Annotated in this window: 19 protein-coding genes and 1 other annotated feature; of the genes, 17 read left to right on the top strand and 2 right to left on the bottom strand. The window is 47.0% G+C overall.

Annotation, left to right across the window (positions count from 1 at the left end; translation table 11 throughout):
* The first annotated feature begins 18 nt into the window (after positions 1 to 18).
* Positions 19 to 5,124: a BclA C-terminal domain-containing protein gene (locus tag GUA98_RS30185; RefSeq protein WP_193724097.1), complete on the top strand. Its 5,106-nt coding sequence runs from the start codon at positions 19 to 21 to the stop codon at positions 5,122 to 5,124.
* 65 nt (positions 5,125 to 5,189) lie between these two features.
* On the opposite strand, the gene serA is transcribed toward GUA98_RS30185, so the two are convergent.
* Positions 5,190 to 6,785 carry a phosphoglycerate dehydrogenase gene (gene serA, locus GUA98_RS18870; RefSeq protein WP_153979207.1) on the bottom strand — a complete coding sequence of 532 codons (1,596 nt, stop codon included), beginning with the start codon at positions 6,783 to 6,785 and terminating at the stop codon, positions 5,190 to 5,192.
* Positions 6,786 to 6,982: 197 nt separating this feature from the next.
* Positions 6,983 to 7,214, bottom strand: a binding site (T-box leader).
* A 337-nt stretch (positions 7,215 to 7,551) separates the two neighbouring features.
* Here serA and GUA98_RS18865 point away from each other — a divergent pair.
* From GUA98_RS18865 to GUA98_RS18855, 3 genes are read left to right on the top strand one after another with little or no spacing between them, the layout of a single operon-like run.
* The gene (locus GUA98_RS18865) at positions 7,552 to 8,145 is read left to right on the top strand and encodes a type II CAAX endopeptidase family protein (RefSeq protein ID WP_153979206.1); all 594 of its coding nucleotides are present in this window, start codon (positions 7,552 to 7,554) and stop codon (positions 8,143 to 8,145) included.
* Positions 8,142 to 8,591, top strand: a complete 450-nt coding sequence (locus GUA98_RS18860) for a hypothetical protein (RefSeq protein ID WP_193724096.1) — start codon at positions 8,142 to 8,144, stop codon at positions 8,589 to 8,591. The genes GUA98_RS18865 and GUA98_RS18860 overlap by 4 nt, the downstream gene beginning before the upstream one ends.
* Positions 8,579 to 9,391: a metallophosphoesterase gene (locus GUA98_RS18855; RefSeq protein WP_227779818.1), complete on the top strand. Its 813-nt coding sequence runs from the start codon at positions 8,579 to 8,581 to the stop codon at positions 9,389 to 9,391. Before GUA98_RS18860 ends, GUA98_RS18855 begins: the two co-directional genes overlap by 13 nt.
* Before the next feature lie 43 nt (positions 9,392 to 9,434).
* Here the strand turns inward: GUA98_RS18855 and GUA98_RS18850 are convergent, their stop codons facing one another.
* Positions 9,435 to 10,322 carry a polysaccharide deacetylase family protein gene (locus GUA98_RS18850; RefSeq protein ID WP_153979203.1) on the bottom strand — a complete coding sequence of 296 codons (888 nt, stop codon included), beginning with the start codon at positions 10,320 to 10,322 and terminating at the stop codon, positions 9,435 to 9,437.
* Between the two features lie 93 nt (positions 10,323 to 10,415).
* On the opposite strand from GUA98_RS18850, the gene GUA98_RS18845 reads away from it, so the two are divergent.
* The 13 genes from GUA98_RS18845 (at position 10,416) to GUA98_RS18785 (ending at position 21,441) form a co-directional block, all read left to right on the top strand.
* On the top strand, positions 10,416 to 10,769 hold the full coding sequence (locus GUA98_RS18845; protein WP_095292919.1) for a hypothetical protein: 354 nt from the start codon (positions 10,416 to 10,418) through the stop codon (positions 10,767 to 10,769).
* Positions 10,770 to 10,955: 186 nt separating this feature from the next.
* Positions 10,956 to 11,570 carry a genetic competence negative regulator gene (locus GUA98_RS18840; RefSeq protein ID WP_153979202.1) on the top strand — a complete coding sequence of 205 codons (615 nt, stop codon included), beginning with the start codon at positions 10,956 to 10,958 and terminating at the stop codon, positions 11,568 to 11,570.
* Positions 11,571 to 11,611: 41 nt separating this feature from the next.
* Positions 11,612 to 12,307: a glutamic-type intramembrane protease PrsW gene (gene prsW, locus GUA98_RS18835; RefSeq protein WP_095361943.1), complete on the top strand. Its 696-nt coding sequence runs from the start codon at positions 11,612 to 11,614 to the stop codon at positions 12,305 to 12,307.
* Positions 12,308 to 12,424: 117 nt separating this feature from the next.
* Positions 12,425 to 12,595 carry a hypothetical protein gene (locus tag GUA98_RS18830; protein WP_164764345.1) on the top strand — a complete coding sequence of 57 codons (171 nt, stop codon included), beginning with the start codon at positions 12,425 to 12,427 and terminating at the stop codon, positions 12,593 to 12,595.
* 108 nt (positions 12,596 to 12,703) lie between these two features.
* Positions 12,704 to 14,050, top strand: coding sequence for a germination protein YpeB (gene ypeB / locus GUA98_RS18825; RefSeq protein WP_153979201.1), 1,347 nt, complete (start codon positions 12,704 to 12,706; stop codon positions 14,048 to 14,050).
* 141 nt (positions 14,051 to 14,191) lie between these two features.
* A complete protein-coding gene (locus GUA98_RS18820) occupies positions 14,192 to 14,845 on the top strand; it encodes a flagellar brake protein (protein ID WP_095292911.1) in 654 nt (217 codons plus the stop codon).
* Between the two features lie 396 nt (positions 14,846 to 15,241).
* The gene (gene cmk, locus GUA98_RS18815; protein WP_153979199.1) at positions 15,242 to 15,946 is read left to right on the top strand and encodes a (d)CMP kinase; all 705 of its coding nucleotides are present in this window, start codon (positions 15,242 to 15,244) and stop codon (positions 15,944 to 15,946) included.
* Positions 15,943 to 16,530, top strand: coding sequence for a lysophospholipid acyltransferase family protein (locus tag GUA98_RS18810; protein ID WP_127540251.1), 588 nt, complete (start codon positions 15,943 to 15,945; stop codon positions 16,528 to 16,530). Before cmk ends, GUA98_RS18810 begins: the two co-directional genes overlap by 4 nt.
* 146 nt (positions 16,531 to 16,676) lie before the next feature.
* Positions 16,677 to 17,891, top strand: a complete 1,215-nt coding sequence (rpsA, locus tag GUA98_RS18805; protein ID WP_095292903.1) for a 30S ribosomal protein S1 — start codon at positions 16,677 to 16,679, stop codon at positions 17,889 to 17,891.
* 183 nt (positions 17,892 to 18,074) lie between these two features.
* A complete protein-coding gene (der, locus tag GUA98_RS18800; RefSeq protein WP_153979198.1) occupies positions 18,075 to 19,397 on the top strand; it encodes a ribosome biogenesis GTPase Der in 1,323 nt (440 codons plus the stop codon).
* An 11-nt stretch (positions 19,398 to 19,408) separates the two neighbouring features.
* Entirely contained in the window at positions 19,409 to 20,032 is a 624-nt protein-coding gene (gene plsY, locus GUA98_RS18795; RefSeq protein WP_153979197.1) for a glycerol-3-phosphate 1-O-acyltransferase PlsY, read from the top strand.
* Positions 20,025 to 21,065 carry an NAD(P)H-dependent glycerol-3-phosphate dehydrogenase gene (locus GUA98_RS18790; protein ID WP_193724094.1) on the top strand — a complete coding sequence of 347 codons (1,041 nt, stop codon included), beginning with the start codon at positions 20,025 to 20,027 and terminating at the stop codon, positions 21,063 to 21,065. Before plsY ends, GUA98_RS18790 begins: the two co-directional genes overlap by 8 nt.
* Before the next feature lie 100 nt (positions 21,066 to 21,165).
* Positions 21,166 to 21,441, top strand: coding sequence for a stage VI sporulation protein F (locus GUA98_RS18785; RefSeq protein ID WP_056696692.1), 276 nt, complete (start codon positions 21,166 to 21,168; stop codon positions 21,439 to 21,441).
* Positions 21,442 to 21,585: the final 144 nt, after the last annotated feature.

Here is a 21,585-nt window from a genome sequence, read left to right as displayed (position 1 = left end):
AGGAGGATTGGATAACGCATGTCCGATAGGCGTAAACGGGTAAATATCAAAGCTTTTTTGGAAGGTAGATCGTTCAGGGCGGGATCGCCCTTCATTCCCATAACAACAAGTGAGCAGGAGCAATTTGAAACGTTACTTCAATCTTTGGCAATCACAATTCCCGCTGCAGTTAGTCAGCCTACAGCTGCTAATATCCTTGCGCTGCAGTCAGGATTAAGGAATGTACTTACTTTTGTTAACGAGTCAGGTTTTCGTGCTGGCGTAAAAGCCGAGCTCCAAGCGGTATTGGAATTAACCATTGCAGCTTCGGAGGTCGTACCTGTTGCGTTAATCAATTTGTCTGGCAACTTGCAGAATCTGCTTGATGATCTGTTGAGTGTGACTTTGTTGCTTGAGGTGCCCCCGCCAGAGAAAGATAAGCTTGTAGGATTGATTAGGGATACGTCTATAGCACTTAGCCGTGCAACCATAGGAATTAGTTCGTCCGGGATAACCGGACCTGCTGGTCCACCGGGGGTGCCCGGAGTACCCGGAGTGCCCGGTGTGCCTGGAGTACAGGGGCCGGCAGGGCCTCCTGGAGAGGCGGGCTTAGCGGGTCCAGCAGGCCCGGTAGGTCCAGCAGGTCCCGTAGGTCCGATTGGCCCCGCTGGACCACAAGGTGCTCAGGGTCCAGCAGGACCAACTGGAGTAGGGTTTAATAATGTAACGACGTATGATCCGGCACAAGGGCCAAGTTATTCTCAAGGCCAAGTCGTCAGTTATGATGGGAATTTATATGCAGCTAATGTAAATAGTCCAACGGGTATCCCGGGAAGTTCGCCAGATTTTACGTTATTGTTATCGGGTGGAACAACTGGTGCTACGGGAGCAACGGGTGCAGGTTTAACAGGCGTTGCTCCTTTTGATCCAGCGCTTGCTCCGTCGTATGCTTCCGGGCAAATTGTAACCTATGCAGGTGGAACATATATTACGGATGTGGCATCTCCAGCGGGGACACCAGGAACTTCAGGGGATTACACATTACTTGCGAGTGCGGGAGTAACTGGCACGACTGGGGCAACAGGCGTAGGGCTGGAAGGATCGGTGCCATTTGATCCCGCTGCAGCGCCGACATATCCATCGGGACAGGTGGTTACGTTCAACGGTAGTACTTATATTACCAATGTGGCATCTCCGACAGGAACGCCAAATACATCTCCAGATTATACATTGCTTGCGGGGTCAGGGCCTACTGGTTTAACAGGACCTACGGGAGCAACAGGAGCAGGTTTAACTGGAATTTTGCCATTTGATCCGGCCGTTGCGCCGACATATCCAGCCGGTCAGATCGTTACTTTCAACGGAAGTACGTATATTGCTACTGTTGCATCCCCAACGGGAACACCAGGGACATCTCCGGACTACACGTTGTTGGCTGAAGCAGGGGCTGCAGGAGTTACTGGTGCAACAGGCGTAAGTATAACAGGAAGCACAGGAAGTCCCGGAGCTACAGGACCAACAGGATCGACAGGAGTAGGACTAAGCGGGATTTTGCCATTTGATCCAGCCGTTGCACCGACATATCCAGCCGGTCAGGTGGTCACGTTCAACGGAAGTACGTATATCGCTACTGTTGCATCCCCAACGGGAACACCAGGGACATCTCCTGACTACACGTTGTTAGCAGGAGCAGGGGCTACAGGAGTTACTGGTGCAACAGGCGTAAGTATAACAGGAAGCACAGGAAGTCCCGGAGCTACAGGACCAACAGGATCGACAGGAGTAGGACTAAGCGGCATTTTGCCATTTGATCCAGCCGTTGCACCGACATATCCAGCCGGTCAGATCGTTACTTTCAACGGAAGTACGTATATTGCTACTGTTGCATCCCCAACGGGAACACCAGGAACGTCCCCGGACTACACGTTATTGGCTGGAGCAGGGGCTACAGGAGTTACTGGTGCAACAGGTGTAAGTATAACAGGAAGCACAGGAAGTCCCGGAGCTACAGGACCAACAGGATCGACAGGAGTAGGACTAAGCGGCATTTTGCCATTTGATCCAGCCGTTGCACCGACATATCCAGCAGGGCAAGTGGTCACGTTCAACGGAAGTACGTATATCGCTACTGTTGCATCCCCAACGGGAACACCAGGGACATCTCCGGACTACACGTTGTTAGCAGGAGCAGGGGCGACAGGAGTAACCGGAGCAACGGGTGTGAGTATAACGGGCAGCACTGGGGCAACGGGCATAACCGGGGCTACAGGAGTGGGTTTGGGTGGAATTTTACCATTTGATCCCGCTGTGGCTCCAACGTACCCTGCCGGTCAGGTGGTTACGTTTAACGGAAGCACGTATATTGCCAACGTTGCTGCACCAACGGGAACACCGGGTAGCTCTCCGGATTACACATTACTGGCGGGAGCAGGGGCTACTGGCGTTACTGGTTTGACTGGGGTCACCGGTGTTACCGGAGACACAGGTATAACTGGGGCAACAGGGATTACGGGTATCACGGGTGCGACAGGTGTTGGCTTGAGCGGCGTGGTACCATTTGACCCAGCTGTGGCTCCAACGTACCCAGCGGGCCAGGTAGTTACGTTCAATGGCAGTACGTATATTGCGAATGTGGCATCCCCAACCGGAACACCAGGCACATCTGCAGACTACACGTTGTTAGCCGGTGCAGGAGCAACTGGAGTGACAGGTGTTACAGGTGAAACTGGAGCAACAGGTATCACGGGAATAACGGGTGCAACGGGTATTGGTTTGAGCGGCGTGGTAGCATTCGATCCAGCTGTGGCTCCAACGTACCCAGTGGGTCAGGTAGTTACGTTCAACGGCAGTACGTATATTGCGAATGTTGCAGCCCCAACTGGAACACCGGGGACATCTGCAGACTACACGTTGTTAGCTGGTATAGGAGCTACCGGGGTGACCGGAGTTACAGGGGCTACCGGACTTACAGGCATCACAGGTACTACAGGTGAGACAGGGGCGACAGGAATTACAGGTATCACGGGTGCGACAGGTATCGGTTTGAGCGGCGTGGTAGCATTTGATCCAGCTGTGGCTCCAACGTATCCAGCAGGTCAAGTGGTAACGTTTAACGGTGGTACGTATATTACCAATGTTTCTGGACCAACTGGGACACCGGGGACATCCCCAGACTATACGTTGTTGGCAGGCGCAGGAGCAACTGGAGTGACAGGTGTTACAGGTGAGACAGGAATTACAGGTATCACTGGTGCGACAGGTATCGGTTTGAGCGGCGTGGTAGCATTTGATCCAGCTGTGGCTCCAACGTACCCAGCGGGCCAGGTAGTCACGTTTAACGGCAGCACGTATATTGCCAATGTTGCAGCCCCAACCGGAACACCGGGGACATCTGCAGACTACACGTTGTTAGCCGGTGCAGGAGCTACCGGGGTTACTGGAATAACTGGAGTGACTGGAGTTACGGGAGGTACAGGTGAGACTGGAGCAACAGGCCTCACGGGGATAACCGGGGCGACCGGAGTTACAGGCATCACAGGTTTTACGGGTGAAACTGGTTCGACAGGAGCAACAGGTATCACGGGTGCGACGGGTATCGGTTTGAGTGGAGTGGTACCTTTCGATCCAGCTGTGGCTCCAACGTATCCGGCAGGTCAAGTGGTTACATTCAACGGCAGTACGTATATTGCCAATGTTTCTGGACCGACCGGGACACCAGGAACCTCCCCAGATTACACATTACTGGCAGGTTTAGGAGCAACGGGTGTTACCGGAGCAACAGGAGTCTCAGGTGCAACTGGTGAAACCGGAGCCACAGGGCTCACTGGAGCGACTGGAGTTACAGGGGAAACCGGACTTACAGGTGTCACAGGTATTACAGGTGAAACTGGAGCGACAGGAGCAACAGGTATCACGGGTGCGACAGGTATCGGTTTGAGCGGAGTGGTACCATTTGATCCAGCCGTGGCTCCAACATATCCAGCAGGTCAGGTAGTTACGTTTAACGGCAGTACGTATATTGCGAATGTTGCAGGACCGACCGGGACACCAGGAACCTCCGCGGATTACACATTACTAGCAGGTGCAGGGGCAACGGGGGTTACCGGATCAACTGGAGTAACGGGTGGTACAGGTGAAACTGGAGTAACCGGAATAACCGGCGCGACTGGCGTTACAGGGGCTACTGGACTTACAGGCATCACAGGTTTAACAGGTGAAACTGGTGCGACTGGTGTAACAGGAGCTACTGGCTTAGGTATAACCGGAAGTACCGGAGCGGCAGGGATAACTGGTGCAACAGGAGAAACCGGTATAACAGGAGCTACTGGAGTAGGCATAACGGGAAGTACCGGGGCAACAGGGGCTACTGGTGCAGGTGCCACTGGAAGTACCGGAGCGACAGGTATAACTGGTGCAACAGGAGAAACCGGTATAACAGGAGCTACTGGAATAGGTATTACGGGAAGTACTGGGGCAACAGGGGCTACTGGTGTAGGTGTAACCGGAAGTACCGGAGCGACAGGGATACCTGGAGCAACAGGAGAAACCGGTATAACAGGAGCTACTGGAATAGGCATTACGGGAAGTACTGGGGCAACAGGGGCTACCGGTGTAGGTGTAACTGGAAGTACCGGAGCGACAGGAACAACTGGAGTAACGGGTGCAACGGGACTTACAGGTGCAACTGGAGAGACAGGTGCGACAGGTATCGGTACCACTGGGGCAACAGGTGCCACAGGAACTTCAGTTACAGCAGCATCTTCTTATGCAGAGAATACAAATGGTACAATACTTGTTATCTTGGGCGGGACGGCTGTACCTCTGCCTAATAATCAAAACATTGGTACCGGAATTACCGTAAATGGAACTAATGATACGTTTACTCTCGCTTCGGCAGGACGTTATTATATTAGTTACAAAATCAATCTTACTGCAGCGCTCGCTGTCCAATCTCGGATACTGCTGAACGGTGCTGTGGTTCCACCAAGTGTAATCTCGCCCGTACTTTCACTTAGTCAGTTAGGAACAGACTTTATTATTACCGTCACAGCTGGATCGACCATTCAACTGCAATTGTTTGGTTTGGTTGCAACAGCAGTATTATCACCTCCAGGTGCCACACTTAACATTATTCGATTAAGCTAAGTACAACAAAAGAGACGAACCCTTCTGGGTTCGTCTCTTTTGACTATCTATGCACGATGTGGCATCTATTCAAGAACAATTTCAACAGCTGTATTAAGCTCAGGCAGACCTGTAAGCTGGACAAGGACATCTTTTGGAACTGCTTTATCCACGGTCAGAATCATGATGGCAGCACCGCCGATAATTTTCCGTCCCACTTGCATGGATGCGATGTTGACATCATTTTGACCAAGCAGTGTACCTACCCGTCCGATGATACCTGGCTTATCGTTATGGGAGATCAAAATTTGGTGACTTTCTGGAGCGATATCAACCGGGAATTTGTCCAGGCGTACGATCCGTTCTCCGTAACCTGCAAGGAGCGTTCCGGCTACACGGCGTTCCTCCGCTTCCTGTGTCGTTACCAACGTAACTGTAATGAGGTTAGTAAACCCTTTAGTTGCAGATGTTTGGCTTACAACTACATTCAGATCACGAGTTTTGGCCAGATGCATGGAGTTAACGATATTTGCTTCTCCGCCCAGATGTCTGGCGAGAATACCCTTAACAATGTAACGCGTGAGTGGCGACGTATCCACTTCTGAAAGGTCCCCTGCATAGTCAATTCGAATCTCTTGCACGGCATTTTGTGTAATTTGGGCTGCAAAGCTACCCAGGGTTTCACCCAGCTTAAAATACGGCTGGAGTTTATTCATCACGGTTGGTGCAACGGCTGGCATGTTCACAGCATTTTTGAACGGTTCATTCCGCAAAATATGAAGTACCTGCTCCGATACATCAATCGCAACATTTTCTTGTGCTTCCACGGTGGAAGCTCCAAGGTGTGGCGTAACGATGATACTTGGGTGGTTCAGGAATGGATGATCCTGTGCTGGTGGCTCGCTTTCAAATACGTCAAATGCAGCACCTGCAACAATACCTTCATCAATTGCTTCCACAAGGGCCATTTCATCAATGACTCCGCCACGAGCACAGTTGATAATGCGCATACCTTTTTTCATGATTTCAAATTGTGCACGGGAGATCATGTGCCGAGTTTCAGGTGTCAATGGAGTGTGTACGGTCATAAAGTCAGCATTGCGAATGATGTCATCCACGCTAGCCAGTTTAACTTGCAGTTTCTCAGCACGTTCTTGAGTCAGAAATGGGTCATAAGCCAGAATATCCATACCAAAGGCTTTGGCGCGTTTCGCTACCTCACTGCCGATTCGTCCCATTCCGAGTACACCCAGAGTTTTATTTCTGAGTTCCACACCCAGGAAGGTCTTGCGATCCCATGTACCTTGAATGGTTTTGGCGTATGCCTGTGGGATGTGACGTGCCAATGCCATCATCATGGCAAATGTATGCTCACATGTCGTGATGGTATTACCATCCGGCGCATTAATAACGATGATACCGCGTTGAGTGGCAGCCTCCAGGTCAATGTTATCCACCCCAACCCCTGCACGGCCAATGACCTTGAGATTGGTTCCAGCGGCCATAATACGATCAGTGACACGAGTTTGGCTACGAACAAGAAGGGCGTCATAATTACCAATAATAGCTACAAGCTCATCTTCACTAAGACCGGTATTTTTCTCAACTACAACATCATTTGCATCCACCAGTTGCTGAATACCCAGATCACTGATTGGGTCCGATACTAACACTTTGTACATGGTTTCTTCCTCCTTAGTATGTGTATCTATATCGTCAAGGACTTACCTCTGCAATGAGGTGTTCCTTAAAACCGGATTCATCCTTCCGCCCAACAACGCGGTGTCGCAGCAGAGGAGAGGGGTGTAATAATAGGGTGAACCCACGTATATTCCTAAAAATAAATCAAAAAACTCTCAATCCACATACTGCTTGCGCAATAAGGGACGAGAGTTGTCGTGGTACCACCCTAATTCACTGCCGCTTCGCAACGACAGTCTTCACGGTCAATAAAGACCGAAGAGGATAACGGCTCTAAACCGATTGCACCTACTCCAATTTCAATGCAATAACTCAGGAACGCTCAAGATCCATTGCCTGCCACCGATTTGCACCATCCATCGGCTCTCTGTAAGAACAAAGCAACATCTTTTTTCCATCATCGTGTTTAACGTGACTAATTTTTTCATAATGTATCATGGCTAACATGACCATGTCAATAGGCATAAAAGTTTTAATGCAGATGACTGGGATTAGGTTCATTTATCAGCGGTTTACTATGAAAAATGCTTAATTCATATAATTGAAAGTCGTAAAAAAATTCAAGATTCAAAAAATCAAATCAGACGTTACGATGAGAGTGAAATTCGGGTAACAAAGGGTAGGGAACCAGGACCTGAGGCAGGTCTTGAACCAATTTGGATTTTTGGCTATCATTTAGTATACTATCCGATTGGGCAGCCAAGTAGGTTATCCATCAAATATCTAGTAAGAGGACAGACGCAGGCAATGAAAAAATCAAAATTTTCCAAGTTCAAGATTCAGAGGGCTGAACCGCAGCAGCTTACCGAGCGCTTGCTTCTGATCAATCTATACTTTACACAAGGTTTAACTCTGATCATTGGAGTTGTGTGGATTTTATTGCAGAAGCGCAATCTGTTCGACGTGCTTGCTTGGCCTGAAAGTGTTCATTTTATTTGGTGGGGGCTTGGTCTTGCAGGCATTATGCTCGTCATGGATTTGGTCCTGTCTTATGTTATTCCTCAGGAGAGCATGGATGACGGAGGAATCAATGATATGCTGTTCAGGTCACGCCCCATCTGGCATATCGTATGTATAGCAGCTATTGTCGCTATTTGTGAAGAATTATTGTTTCGCGGAGCCATACAGCATGCCATTGGCCCTTACTGGACTAGCATATTGTTTGCAGTAATTCATATTCGATATCTTCGCCACTGGATTCCTACAGGTTGGGTATTTGTTTCTAGCTATGGATTGGGTTGGATTTATTTGCAATCCGGCACATTGTGGGCGCCGATATTATGTCACTTTATTATTGATTTGGTGTCCGGATTAGCGATACGTTTTCGGAGGGGATCATGAACCAGCAATTAAGCAGAATGAAGACATATGGCAGTCAGCGCCACCGCCACTCGGACAAAACAGAGAAGACCGAGCGGACTACGGCACCTCAAGTCAACTTGGTTGCTGAGCCGGCTGCTGCACTGGAGGGGGCGGGGGCTTCATTGTCCACCGTATCCGTACCAAGATCACAACGCAAGTCGTATGCATCAGCACTGGAAAGCCCAGTGCTCCCCAGCCGGGCTCCGGCACGTTCCAAATCTCCGCAAAAAGCGACCGATGAAACGGTCACGGAAGCAGGTTCACTTCCTACCCGGACTGAGCTTCATCCTTCTCGCCGATTGCGGTTAAGTAAACGGTTTGTCAATTCGCTCATCATAATTTTTGTTTTACTCACGATCAGCCTGGTCTGGTGGGGCATAAAAGGGGCTCCGCCACTAAACACATTTCTTCCTTGGCCTTGGTAACGATGGTCTGGTTCGCATATGTGTTGATGGTGGTTTTCATATTGATCGTGCATATGTGGCGTGAAGCGCACCTTCACCGGGTCGTGGAGGATGATGTTGAAATAAACGCCTTACCCCATTCGTTCGATGGAAGCGTCATTTTGTATATATCTGACCTCCATAAGAGGAGATTGAGGGAGGAGCACATTAAACCACTATTGGGCCAGGTAGACTGGGTTCTGATAGGTGGAGATGTGGCGGAAAAGGGAATTTCATGGTCCATCGTCAGACGCAATATGCAACTGCTGACCAATATCGCACCTGCATATGCGGTTTATGGAAACCATGACAAACATGCAGGGACGGCTCAGTTGGCACGGATTTTTGAGGAAACCGGGGTTCGGCTTCTGCAGGATCAGGTTGTGTTTCTTCAAAAGAGGGATTCCAGTATTAAGCTGGCTGGAGCGGATTATCGGTCTCGTGAACTTAGCAATCACCTAACGGAGAAGGACAGAAATGATTGCTTGATTGTATTAATTCACGATCCGCTTCAGGCGAAGAGTGTTCATGATTATGCTGATCTTATCTTAAGTGGGCATACACACGGGGGACAACTTGTGATCCCGTTTCTTGGACCGATTTTCCTTAACCAAGCTTACCGTAATGTGTCGAACGGATGGTACACCTTGAAACGGATGAACGGTGATCCAGATGGCAAAATGCTCGTCAGCAGAGGTTATGGAACGAATCATTTGCCGCTCAGGTTATGCTGTCCAGCTGAGATGCACAAGATTACTTTAAAATCGATAAAAACAAAATAAAACAGCCTTGATCTATATGGATCAGGGCTGTTTATCTATATTTTCATCTGGCTTCGAGCTCTATCAAACGAGGGTCAACAAAAGAATAGCCCTTGTTCTCCAGCTTCGTTAACAAATCATCTAGGGCTTCTACCGTCCAAGGAAGTTCGTGCATCAATATATTGCTTCCGGGGTTTAATTGATCAAGCACATTCTGAACGACTTTATCGGGTTTATTCTGAGTGCTCTTGTCCCAGTCCAGTGAACCGTTGGACCAAGTCATGTATAACATGCCATGTTGTTTAACGGTTTCCTTCAAAGCGTCATTACCAGAACCAAAGGGAGGACGGAAGAATTCAGGCTCCACACCAATGGTTTCTTTGACGATGTGTTGAACATCCGTTACCTGCTTGGCAGCTTCTGCAGCGGACATTTTTTTGAGATCCTCGTGATCCCAAGCATGGTTACCAATAATCTGCTCACGTTCGTAGATAAGCTTTAGCAATTCCGGATGACTCTTGACACGATATCCATTAACGAAAAATATAGCTTTGGCATTATGCTTGTCAAGTGTATCAATTAATCCATTAATCATTTCTGCTTCCTTAGGGCCGTCATCGAATGTCAGAAGAACGACCTTCTTCTCTCTGTTTTCATCATTGGGTTTGATGTAATAATTTTCATTCATATGATACGTCTTTTCAATTTGTTGTTCTTTTTTTTCCTCAGTTGTTTCTTGATCTGTTTCTAGTTCTTGTGTTTGCGCTAGGCTGTCTTTAGTCGAAGGTTGGTCATCTTCCAATGCGTTTGAAGTGTTGCTTCCTTCGCTTGGTCCAGTGGAGACCGTTTCATTTTCAGAAGCGGTGTTTTCGGTAGCAGGTGTTTCTTGCTCCCCACATGCTGACAACAGGAGACATGCGGCAATAAGGATTGCGGCAGTCGTTTTAAACATAATTTCAACTCACTTTCCTGTATTTATGCGGAATGAGATGTCGTTCTTCCGCAAACACTAGTTGTGATCTTAACATAAGAGGAGGTTGGTGTAATGAAGGCGTCATCCTTTTTTTGGGGGATTGTAGTTGGTGTTGCTGCCAGTTCATATCTGTCCAAGGGCAAAATTCCCATGTTGTCTTCACTCTCATCCGGCAACATGATGGGTCAAGCCAAGCACAAGATGATGGAAATGACTTTTCCAGGCATGGATGGATTCAGCCCTAAGAATAATGAGCATGGTGAATCCCACAAAAGTGCATTGAAAAAGACAGCAAGAGCCATTACCCCGCAGGAAAAAGAAGAAAACATGAACATGCTTAAAGATTTTATTCGCACCAATCCGGATGTTAAACGTGAAGTTGAGCAAATTTTGACTCAAACGAACACAACAGTACCTGGTTTATAAACCAAAACTACTGGATAGAATCAACCACAGTCTTGTTTGATGTGGATTGATTCTTTTTTTGTCGATTTTACTTCGTGCATTTGCAGGTATAAAATGATAACATAACTACATAGATTTATTTTCAGCACATATTGTTTTGTGCTTCATAATCTGTTATAAGACTTGCTTATAAAGGGGAGATCCTGTATGAAAATAGAACGATTAAGTCACGATAAGATACGGATTTTCCTGACCTTTGACGATCTGAGCGAGCGCGGAATACAAAAAGAAGATATGTGGCAGGAAATACCTAAAGTTCATGAACTGTTCACTGAAATGATGGATCAGGCATATTCCGAACTTGGGTTCGATGCTACAGGTCCGCTTGCTGTCGAAGTATTCGCACTTCCCGCTCAAGGAATGGTGGTCATTGTTACGCGTGGGAAATATGATCCGCAACAATATGGTTCCGGTCATGAGGATGATCTGCCTGAAGAAGTATACGAGATGGAAGTTACACTGGAGCAGAGCGATTCCATTGTATATGCCTTTAAGGATTTTGAAATCTTGATTGAGGCTGCACATATGCTGCGCGAACATGTTACCAATGCGGGAAGACTCTATTCCTATAAAGATAAGTGGTTCCTGCATCTGGAACCGGACGAAGTCGATAGCACCAAACATGCTGCTCTAATCGCACTGCTTGCTGAATTTGGTGAGGGTTCTTCGGTTACGCCAGCGGTAATGGAAGAATACGGTAAAGTGATTATGCCTGAACAGGCCATTGAAGTGATCTGCACCCATTTCAAACGTCAGGATTAAATTCAATTGCAAACGCGTCTTAGTCAGAGGAGGGAATTTCGGTGCTTTTGTTTTCGGTTTTAGCGGCAGCAGTAGCTCCGGGTCTCGCCTTGTTAACATATTTTTATCTGAAAGACCGTTATGATTCCGAGCCACTTCATATGGTACTGAGAGTATTCGTCATGGGTATTTTGATGGTGTTGCCTGTGATGATCATTCAGCGAGGTATGATGCTGTGGCTCGGGGATAACCCTTACGTTGAGTCTATTCTCATTTCCGGCGGGGTTGAGGAATTCGTTAAATGGTTTGTGTTATACCACATCATTTATAATCACACGGAGTTTGATGAGCCATATGACGGTATTCTTTACGCTGTTGCTGTTTCGCTTGGTTTTGCAACGGTGGAGAATGTATTGTATGCCTTTGCGGGGAATGCCTCCGTCTCAGCTATGTTTCTCCGTGCATTACTTCCTGTGTCAGGACACGCCATGTTTGCGGTAATTATGGGATATTACATGGGGCGGGCCAAGTTTACGGATGGCAAGAAAAAACGTTGGTTCCTGATGCTATCGCTGTTGCTTCCGTTTTTCTGGCATGCACTGTACGATGTCATCATGAACACAATGGTAAACTACTGGCTGTGGTTCATAGCACCGTTAATGGCGGGATTGTGGTATGGAGCCATGGGCAAAATTACACGGGCGAATAACCGCTCTCCTTTTCGATTTGTGAAACGGGAGGAAGAGGTTAAATTATAGAAATACGGACACACTGGTGGACATGGAGCGCGTACTGCGCCTGATGCCCGGTGTGTTTTTTTTGTTTTCGACCTAAAGAATCCCCGGGGAATGAACAACAGAAACGGGGACAGCGTAATGAGGATAAAAATAAAAATCAGATGCAAACAGTGCGGAGAGCGGTTTACGCTGCGCGGCAAAAAAGAAAGAGGGCGAATTGAGACCGGATTCAAGCAGTGTCTGTGTGATAATCGGGATCAATTTGAGATTGAGGAAGATGGCGGTACGTCTTGGATTCAAATGAATTAAACAGCTCGTAAAGAGTCAAACATTGTGCCAACTGGAAAACCGATGCATAAGAGGACTTTCTTCGATCCACAATATAGATAGTGGTTCAGATGAAAGGAGACTCTACCGATGTATAAACGTTTAAGTTCAGTCATGTTTCCGATATTTGCAGTACTGCTGATCGGTGCCCTAGTGTGGGGATACCAGGAGAACCAGGAGAAAAATGCGATTTTGATCAAAGCGGAGAATCAGTATCAGCGTGCGTTTCATGATTTGTCTTTCCATATGGACAAGCTGCACTCTGAAATCGGTAATACACTGGCTGTCAACTCCACTTCCCAAGGCATGCACCGTAAAGGTCTGATGAATGTGTGGCGGCTTACCAGCGAGGCGCAAAATGAGATTAACCAACTGCCACTAACCATGCTGCCTTTTAACGAGACGGAGGAATTTCTTTCTCGTATCTCAAACTTTGCTTATCAGGCATCCATGCGTGATTTAACCAATGAACCACTAAGTGAGAAGGAAGTGGGCAACCTGAAAAGGCTGTACCAGAATTCCTCCGAGATCACTAAAAACCTACAGGAAGTCCAGCAAAAAGTACTTTCGGACCGCTTGCGCTGGATGGATGCTGAGACGGCTATGGCGACAGAAGAAGAAACGATGGATAACACCATTGTCGATGGATTTCGCACAGTGAACAAAAAAGTACAGGAGTATCCTGAACTGGATTGGGGCCCTTCGGTATCCAGCATTTATGCAAAGCGTTCAGTCAAAAAGCTGGATGGTATTCCGGTGTCAAAAGAACAAATTCAAAGTAAAGCTGCGAAATTTTCAAATGCGGACAGCAGCAAGATCCAGATTCAGGAGAATGGTAAAGGTACGGACTGGGAGTCCTATACCGCTACAATCAATCAAGGCAAAGAAAGCAAGCTGATGATGGATTTTACCCGCAATGGGGGCATGCTGATTTCATACAGCGATACTAGACCGATTGGCGCGAAAAAGGTCTCACGTTCAGATGCGATGGCCAAAGCGGATCAATTTCTTGTCAATAAGGGCTACAAAGATATGAAAGCAGTAAACTACGATGAGTATGGTAATTTAGCAAATTTAACGTATGTGCGCAAACAAGGGGATACCCTGCTTTATCCGGAGAAAATGTCCGTACGCGTCGGTCTGGACACAGGAGACGTTACTGGCTTCCAGGCAAGCGATTATGTCTATGAGCATCAGAAACAACGGCAAATACCAAAAGCGGCTCTTACCGAAGCACAGGCTCGCAAAAAGCTTAATCCTGAATTTAAGGAGACCTATGCACGTAAGTCATTAATTAAGAATGATTACAGCAAGGAAGTATTATGTTATGAATTCGGTGGACGCATCAACGGGACGAAATACCGAATTTATATCAACGCGAATACAGGAGTCGAAGAAGCAGTTGAAGAAATTAAACCTGTGAATGCGACTTCCTAGAATTTAAACGGAAAACGAAACTCAAGAATTTTACCAAACAGACCACTTCGTGGTCTGTTTTTTGTTATCCGCTATGAGAAAGGTCATGGTATAATAGTCCTTGTACATACGATGATGAATAGTAAGGTGGCGGTGAAGAGCTTGTATCCGAAAATTAATGAAATTTTACACATCCAAATTGCCTCAGCAGATGAAAAAGAAGAGAGCAAGGAATACAAATCCCGTATAGCAGACATGGATGATCACAGTTTTTTGATTGAAGTACCGATGCAGCAAGGTAGCAGTCGTTTGAAAAGATTGTATTTCGGCGAAGAACTGTCCATCTCTTATATTACCGAAGATGGCGTCAGACATTATTTCAATACGTACGTAACCGGATTTGAAGAAGATGTGGTAAGGCTTGTGCGTATACGCAAACCGCTGCCTGATGATATCTCGAAAATACAACGACGCAGCTTCCTGCGTGTTCATGCGAATCTTGAACTAGCCATTCAAGCAGAAGATCTGACTCGTGCGGTAGGATTGACCGAGGATATAGGTGGCGGGGGATTGTCCATATACGGAGAACCCAACTTCCCGATAGCGGAGGGGCAAAAGTTGAACTGCTGGCTGCTCGTTCCTTATCGGAATTCAACGATTGAGCATGTGGCTTTCGAAGCTGAAGTGGTTCGCATTAAAACCCTCGAGTCGGGAAGACAGCTCTGCATGTTGAAATTTACACAGATCACAGACTCGGAGCGGCAAAAAATCATTAAGTTTTGCTTTGAACGGCAGCTGGATTATCGTACGAAGTAAGAGCAGGTTTTTTGAATAAAAAGGAAATATGGCGGGAAACGTAAGGGGAAAAACGGAGGTGCTTGGGTATCAATCACCGACGTACATCCCGAAGATATGAGCGTCTGTATTACGTGTTCTCCAAACGAATGGAAAGAAGACTTTTTCAGCTTATTGCCGTTTTATTTTTGTTGTTGGTGGTATACCAAATGCTGCTTCAGGTTCCATATTTCAAACAAAATGTGACCCGGATAGACCGAATGGAGGGGACACCAATTCATATGGAACTTTCAACGAAAAGGGAACATCAATGAATTGGCTGTTTTTGCATCCATGTGTATAGTGTGGTATAATTTTCACGATGCAGGCAATGCCTGTTTTTTTATTGAGGCTTATCGTTTGAGGAGGAATGCCCCGTTGGCAAGCCAGAACACATCAGAGAACGGGAAGATGAACGTTGCAATTGACGGACCTGCCGGTGCCGGGAAAAGTACCGTGGCCCGATTGGTTGCAGAGGCGCTCGGTTATATTTACGTCGATACTGGCGCAATGTACCGTGCGGTTACCCTACACATGATTCGGAAAGGGATTTCTCCGGATAATGTATCAGAGGTACTTCAAGAAGCCCACAAACTGGTCATTGATTTACAGCCGGACCCGGGCGGACAGAAAGTGTTCTGTAACGGGGAAGATGTAACCTTGGAAATCCGCTCCCGTGAAGTTACGGGGATCGTGTCCCGATATGCGCAAATCGAGGGGCTGCGTTCGCAATTAGTGGATACTCAGCGGCAAATGGCTTTGCGCAAGGGCGTCGTCATGGATGGACGCGATATCGGAACGACAGTATTGCCCGATGCGGAAGTGAAAATCTTCATGACTGCCAGTGTGGAAGAGCGCGCACTTCGCCGCTTCAAAGAACTGGACCCCTCTGAAGGACTGACGTTGAAGCAATTAGAGCGAGACATAGCCACACGTGACAAATTGGATGAAGAGCGGGAAATATCCCCACTTCGCTGTGCCGAGGACGCAACTGTTCTTGATACAACCAAGATGAGTATTCATGAAGTGGTTGACAAAATCGTATCTTATTGCACAATGGTCAGAGGAGAGGTTGGTCTATGATTTACACATTTTGCAGCACAGTACTGCGGATCATTTACACCATTCTTTTCCGCCTGGAAGCAGTTGGACGGGAGAATATCCCCCAAGAGGGCGGCGTACTTTTATGTTCCAATCATATCAGTAACTTTGATCCTCCAACGGTAGGTATTAAAATTCGCCGGCAGGTACGTTTCATGGCCAAAAGTGAATTGTTTGATGTTCCGGTACTTGGGAAGATCATTAAGGCTGTGGGCGCGTTTCCCGTTAAGCGTGGAGGCGTTAGCAAGGAATCCATCAAAACTTCACTAAACATTTTGCGCAATGGTGAAGTGCTCGGCATTTTCCCATCCGGGAGTCGGCACAACGATGGAGGCATCGGCAAAAAAGGTGCAGCGAGCTTTGCTCTTCGGAGTGGTGCTACCGTTATCCCTACTGCTATTATCGGCAACTACAAGCTGTTTCGTAAGATGAAAGTGGTGTATGGAGCACCGGTGAATTTGGACGAGTTTAAGGAAGATCCTTCTGGTGATGCACTAGAAAGAGCAACTGAAAAGATTATGTCCAAAATTAATGAGATGGTGAAAACAGGTGTACCGAGCAAATAATTTGCTCTTCACCGAAAGTCTGAATGCATTATTTCCATATTTTTGAGGGAAACTAATCCGAGCCATTCAGCGTTGAAAGTGTTTTGAACTCTGCTACAGGCAGGTTTGAATATAATGGGGTTTTTGAATTGAGGAGGGTATTTGACATGTCGGAAGAAATGAAAAATCAAGAAGCAACCCAAGATGAGTTGGATCAATTCGTTTCCTTGAAAAAAGGAGATACTGTAAAAGGAACCATCGTCAAATTGGAAGATAACCAAGCCTATGTGAGCATTGGATATAAATATGACGGTGTAATTCCAATTCGCGAACTGTCCTCATTGCATGTTGACAGCGCGTCTGATGCAGTAGAAGTTGGACAAGAAGTTGAAGCTAAAGTACTTAGCATCGACGACGAGAAAGAAAAACTCGTTCTGTCCAAACGTGCAATCGACAGCGAAAACGCTTGGGATCAATTGCAAAAGCACTTTGAAGACCAAGATGTATTCGAAGTTGTTGTAGCTGACGTTGTAAAAGGCGGTCTGGTAGCAGACGTGGGCGTACGCGGATTTATCCCGGCTTCCATGGTTGAGCGCCATTTCGTAGAAGACTTCAGCGACTACAAAGGACGCACACTGCGCGTTAAAGTGAAAGAGATCGATCGTGAGAACAACAAAGTGATCCTTTCCCAAAAAGACGTTCTGGAGCAAGAATTCGAAGCTAACAAAGCTGAGGTTATGGCTGGTCTGCAAGAAGGACAAGTTATCGAAGGTACAGTACAACGTTTGACTCAATTCGGAGCATTCGTTGATGTAGGCGGAGTTGACGGTCTGGTGCACGTTTCCGAGCTCGCTTGGACGCATGTGGACAAACCATCCGATGTGCTTTCCGAAGGTGACAAAGTCAGCGTTAAAGTGCTGAAAGTTGACCCTGAAAAAGGCAAAATCAGCCTGAGCATGAAAGCTGTTCAACCAGGACCTTGGGAAACAGCTGGCGAGAAATTCAACACTAGCGATATCGTAACAGGTGTTGTTAAGCGTCTGGTTGATTTCGGAGCATTTGTTGAAATTGCTCCTGGTGTTGAGGGACTTGTGCACATTTCACAAATTTCCCACAAACACATCGGTACTCCACACGAAGTATTGAAAGAAGGTCAGGAAGTTCAAGTTAAGATTCTCGACATGAACCCTGCTGAGCAACGTGTAAGCCTGAGCATCAAAGAAACAGAAGAAGCTCCTGCCCAAGCGCCAAAGGCTGAAAGACCTGCTAGAAACAACGCTCCGCGTGAAGAAATCAACAACCCGAACGTTTCCTTGAGCAATCAAGGTATGAGCATCACACTCGGCGAACGTTTCGGTGACAAACTCAGCAAATTCAAATAAGTTATTCATGCATGGTTCTAAGTTATACTGCATATTTTGCTGAACAATAAAAGCAAGATCGGCGAGCCCCAGCGGGTTCGCCGATTGTTGTTATTGTGAGCATTCTTGGCATGAAAGGTTAGCCAAGACATGTGTTTTTTGCTATGATGAGTAACGTAAGTATGGACAGGAGGAGTGGAATGTATGGCAAGACCCGTTGTGGCAATTGTCGGGCGACCGAACGTGGGTAAATCCACTATTTTTAATCGGATTATCGGCGACAGACTGGCCATTGTGGAAGACAAGCCGGGTATTACCCGTGACCGGATCTACGGAATCGGTGAATGGAACGGTAAACCATTCAGTATTATCGATACAGGTGGTATCGAAATCGACGGCGAGGATGTCATTCTTAAATCAATTCGGATGCAGGCAGAGCTCGCCATTGAAGAAGCGGATGTTATTGTATTCATGTGTGATGCAAAAGCAGGGATTACGCAATCTGACGAAGAAGTCGCAGAGATGTTGTACCGCTCAGGCAAGCCCATTGTTGTAGCCGTTAACAAAGTGGATAATATTGGGCGCAGTGAGCTCATTTACGAGTTTTATGGATTTGGATTCGGAGATCCCATCGGTGTATCCGGAAGTCATGGTACGGGTATTGGTGATTTGCTGGATGCGATTGTTGAAAAATTGCCTGAGCTTGAAGAAGAAACATATGATGAAGACGTCATCCGTGTTGCTCTAATCGGACGTCCAAACGTGGGTAAATCTTCATTGGTGAATGCCATCTTGGGTGAGGAACGCGTCATTGTAAGTGATGTAGCCGGAACGACGCGCGATGCCATCGATACCCCGTTCGAAAAGGATGGGCAGCGTTATGTGCTGATTGATACAGCAGGTATGCGTAAACGTGGTAAAGTGTATGAAACTACTGAGAAATACAGTGTTATGCGTGCTATGCGTGCCATTGAACGTGCTGATGTCGTTTTGATCGTTATTAACGGCGAGGAAGGCATCATTGAACAGGACAAGCACATTGCAGGTTATGCCTTTGAAGCCGGTAAAGCTTCCCTGTTCGTTGTGAATAAATGGGACGTGGTGGATAAAACAGATAAAACGATGAATGAGTTTGAGAAAAAAATTCGGGATCACTTCCTGTTTATGACTTATGCTCCCGTAGTCTTTTTGTCAGCCAAAACAAAACAACGCTTACAAAAATTGCTTCCTGTGGTAACTCGTGTAGCTCAGCAGCATGCTATGCGTGTTCAGACGCATTTGCTTAATGATGTTGTATCTGATGCCGTGGCTATTAATCCACCGCCTACAGACAAAGGACGCAGAATGCGGATTAACTACGTGACACAGGTTGCTGTCAAACCGCCGACCATGGTTATTTTTGTAAACGATCCGGAATTGATGCACTTCTCTTATGAGCGTTACCTGGAGAATAAAATCCGTGGAGCGTTTGATTTTGAAGGTACGCCAATTCGCATATTTACTCGGAGGAAGTCCGACGAAGGTTAGGGGAGAAGTTTGTGATTTTACCAATCGCAGCGATTGTACTGAGCTATCTGCTCGGTTCAATCAGCTTTAGTGTCCTCCTTGCAAAGGCAATACGGGGGATCGACATTCGTCAGCATGGCAGCGGAAACGCAGGCGCTACCAATACATTGCGGATATTGGGTAAAGGACCGGCTATTCTTGTGCTGCTGTTGGATGTACTTAAAGGTATTGCGGCTGTATGGATTGGAGTTTGGTTCAGTGACGGCTCCGAGTGGATTCCTGCAATTTGCGGTGTTGCAGCGATTGCAGGACATAACTGGCCGCTCTACTTCCGATTCCGTGGGGGAAAAGGAATTGCAACAGCAATTGGCGTACTCGCCACTCTTGCATTCGTTCCTGCAGTTTCTGCCGGAATTTTTGCAATCCTGTCCATCGTTTTGACACGTTATGTTTCGCTCGGTTCTCTAATTTTTGTAGCATTAACACCAATCTTCATCCTTGTGTTCCCGGGATATTCCATGAATCTGTTCTGGGGAAGTCTGATTATTTGTCTGTTTGCTTTTTGGAGACATCGCACCAACATTGCGAAGCTTGCCAGAGGACAGGAAAATAAATTAGGAGCTAATAAACCTGGGGGTGGAAAACGCGTTGTCTAAAAAAGTTGCCGTCCTGGTCGCAGGCAGTTGGGGGACCGCTCTCGCAAGTGTGCTGGCCGCCAATGGGCTGGAAGTGACGATGTGGACACGTGGTGAAGAGCAGGCCGCCGAAATTAACAACCAGCATCGGAACAGTCGTTTTCTACCTGGTGCAGAGTTATCACCTCGCATTCAGGCAACGACTAACATGGGGGATGCCGTTCAAGGGGCTTCGGACGTTTTGATTGTTGCGCCTTCCTCAGCCATGCGTTCGGTAGTCAACCAACTCAAGGCGTATTATACGCCAGACATGTTAATAATCCATGCAACCAAGGGATTTGAAACGGAAAGCCTCAAACGGATGTCGACGGTGATCTCCGAGGAACTTGAATGCGAAGAAGGGAATATCGTTGTACTTTCGGGTCCGAGTCATGCGGAGGAAGTGGTCAAGCGCTGTCCTACAACGGTCGTTGTGGCTTCACTGGACAAGGCCGCAGCAGATGCTGCTCAGGCATTATTCATGAATGCCTATTTCCGTGTATATACGAATCGGGATATGCTTGGTGTGGAGCTGGCAGGAGCCTTCAAGAATATTATCGCACTTGGTGCTGGGATGTCGGACGGCCTGAACTTCGGAGATAATGCAAAAGCTGCTCTATTGACTCGTGGCTTGGCAGAGATCACCCGGATTGGCGTGGAGATGGGAGCAAACCCGCTTACGTTTGCGGGCCTCGCAGGAATCGGTGATTTGGTCGTTACGGCAACAAGTCAACATAGCCGGAACTGGCGGGCCGGTTCCATGCTGGGACAAGGACAAAAGCTGGAGGATGTGCTGAATTCCATGGGAATGGTCGTAGAAGGAATTCGTACGACAAAAGCAGCCTATTTTATCTCCCAGAAATACGGGGTGCAAATGCCGATTGCGGATCAACTCTACCATGTTCTCTTTCAGGATCGTGAGCCGCGTGATGCGGTTGAGGCACTTATGGGCCGAGACCCAAAGACCGAAATGGAAGTTATGAAACTGGAAACATGGGAACAGTGGCACTCCTGAATCTCCATTGCTTTACTCACCAGAAATTAAGAAGCTCATTCACCTTTTCATCGGTACACTCATACTATACACATGAGTATTGCCGGAGGAGGGGAGACGAATGGGTAACAACATTTCTAAGGATGCACTAAAAGCGATCAATAAAAAAACGGGCAAAACAATTACAGAAGGTGCTGTCAAGAAATTGGCGAGCACAGTAAAACCGTCCACCATGCAAAATGAAGCTCAGTTGCGCCAATTGATTAAACAAGTATCCGCCATGGCGAAAGTTCCGGTATCTGAGGATACGGTTCAGGATATTGTAAGTGCGGTCAAAAAAAGTGGACTGAATCCAAACAGCATGGAATCATTAATGAAAATGATGATGAAAAAATAATAGATCGTTTTTGCTTCTATAACGTGGGCAAGCAAGACAAAAAGATGAGTCAGCTAAGGCTGGCTTTCTTTTTGTCTTTTTTTTGGAAAAGTCCTCTGAATTTCATGTTATAATAATTTCAATTGTCACCGTGTCAGTGATGAA

The organism is Paenibacillus sp. P13VS, assembly GCF_015143645.1.
GTDB classification, from domain to species: domain Bacteria; phylum Bacillota; class Bacilli; order Paenibacillales; family Paenibacillaceae; genus Paenibacillus; species Paenibacillus xylanilyticus_A.
The sequence above is the reverse complement of the archived record's forward strand: the minus strand, read 5'-3'. Positions and strand labels throughout refer to the sequence as shown.